Origin of the sequence: Aeromonas sp. R7-4, assembly GCF_040908055.1 — a bacterium.
GTDB lineage: Bacteria > Pseudomonadota > Gammaproteobacteria > Enterobacterales > Aeromonadaceae > Aeromonas > Aeromonas sanarellii.
In genome coordinates, this window is record NZ_JBFODA010000049.1 from 1 (window position 1) to 2,053 (window position 2,053).

Sequence of the window (2,053 nt, forward strand, 5' to 3'; positions counted from 1 at the left end):
CACTACGCCCACGTAGATTGCCCGGGTCACGCCGACTACGTTAAAAACATGATCACCGGTGCTGCCCAGATGGACGGCGCGATCCTGGTAGTAGCAGCGACTGACGGCCCGATGCCGCAGACTCGTGAGCACATCCTGCTGGGTCGTCAGGTAGGCGTTCCGTACATCATCGTGTTCATGAACAAGTGCGACATGGTCGATGACGAAGAGCTGCTGGAACTGGTCGAGATGGAAGTTCGCGAACTGCTGTCCGAGTACGATTTCCCGGGTGATGACCTGCCGGTCGTACGTGGTTCCGCACTGAAAGCGCTGGAAGGCGACGCTCAGTGGGAAGAGAAGATCCTGGAACTGGCAAACCACCTGGATACCTACATCCCGGAGCCGGAGCGTGCGATTGACCAGCCGTTCCTGATGCCGATCGAAGACGTCTTCTCCATCGCAGGCCGTGGTACCGTAGTAACCGGTCGTGTAGAGCGCGGTATCGTCAAGGTTGGCGAAGAAGTGGAAATCGTGGGTATCAAAGATACCACCAAGACCACCTGTACCGGTGTTGAAATGTTCCGCAAGCTGCTGGACGAAGGCCGTGCTGGTGAGAACGTTGGCGCGCTGCTGCGTGGCGTGAAGCGTGAAGACGTGGAGCGTGGTCAGGTACTGGCCAAGCCGGGCACCATCAAGCCGCACACCAAGTTCGAATCCGAAGTGTACGTACTGTCCAAAGAAGAAGGTGGTCGTCATACCCCGTTCTTCAAGGGCTACCGTCCGCAGTTCTACTTCCGTACTACCGACGTGACCGGTACCATCGAACTGCCGGAAGGCGTAGAGATGGTAATGCCGGGCGACAACATCAAGATGGTTGTTACCCTGATTGCGCCGATCGCGATGGACGACGGCCTGCGTTTCGCCATCCGTGAAGGTGGCCGTACCGTAGGTGCTGGTGTTGTAGCTAAAGTTATCGCTTAATCGATACTTTACATACGCACATGAAAGGGGTGGCTTCGGCCACCCCTTTTACTTTTGGGGCTTTAAATGGCCTGTGAGATACTTTGCGAAATTATTGATAGAGGTAGCTGCTGTGAGTAAACCCGCCATTTTTCTGGATCGTGACGGTGTCATCAACGAAGACACGGGTTATGTCAGCCAGGTTGATGACTTCCACTTTCTGCCCGGGGCGATCGAAGCCATGCAATTGCTGAAGAAGAAGGGCTACCTGCTGGTCGTGGTCACCAACCAATCCGGCATTGCCCGAGGCTACTTCACTGAAGATGATTTCATGAACCTGACCGAATGGATGGATTGGTCCCTGGCCGATCGGGACGTGGATCTCGATGGCATCTATTTCTGTCCACATCATCCTGACCACGGTGCGCCTTGCGACTGCCGCAAACCCGAACCCGGCATGCTGCTGCTTGCCCAGCAGGAGCTCGATATCGATATGAGCCGCTCCTATATGGTGGGTGACAAGCCGTCCGACCTGAAAGCGGCCATCAATGCCAAAGTAGGTCACAAGGTGATGGTGCGCACCGGCAAGCCGGTAACGGATGCGGGGATCGCGTTGGCCGATGCCATCTACGACAACCTGCATGATTTTGCCGTTGCAGCGCCTGTCGCAGGCTGATTTCGCTGGTTTAAAATGCACTTTGGTGGCTTTGTGAGCGATTGAACGATGGAAGCCATCTTTTTGCAATTATCCCCTTGCCAGAACAAATCCGCTCCCTATAATGCGCCTCCATCGACAGGGCAAGCGGCAACGCAAACAAGCCGGTCGGTAGCCTCGAAAAGCCTGTGCAAATAAGGCTTGACTCGAGAAGGCGGTTGAGTAGAATGCCACTCCCGCAGCAGCCAAAAGCTGCGTCGCTCTTTAACAATTTGAATCAAGCAATCTGTGTGGGCACTCACAGCATCGAGCATCAAAAACAATTTTTGATATCAATGTCTGATGAAGTGACCAACGCAACGAAAGTTGCAGCAGTTAATTCAGCAATTCATTGAGCCGCTTTTCGAAGCAACCAAACTTAAATTGAAGAGTTTGATCATGGCTCAGATTGAACGCTGG

At 54.0% G+C, this 2,053-nt stretch carries 2 protein-coding genes; both read left to right on the top strand.

Annotated elements, in window-relative coordinates; translation table 11 throughout:
• The coding region (gene tuf / locus AB5Y72_RS12985; RefSeq protein ID WP_368199059.1) for an elongation factor Tu at positions 1-960 on the top strand (960 nt) is incomplete at its 5' end.
• Between the two features lie 112 nt (positions 961-1,072).
• Positions 1,073-1,615, top strand: coding sequence for a D-glycero-beta-D-manno-heptose 1,7-bisphosphate 7-phosphatase (gene gmhB, locus AB5Y72_RS12990; protein ID WP_325782818.1), 543 nt, complete (start codon positions 1,073-1,075; stop codon positions 1,613-1,615).
• The last annotated feature ends 438 nt before the right edge of the window (positions 1,616-2,053 follow it).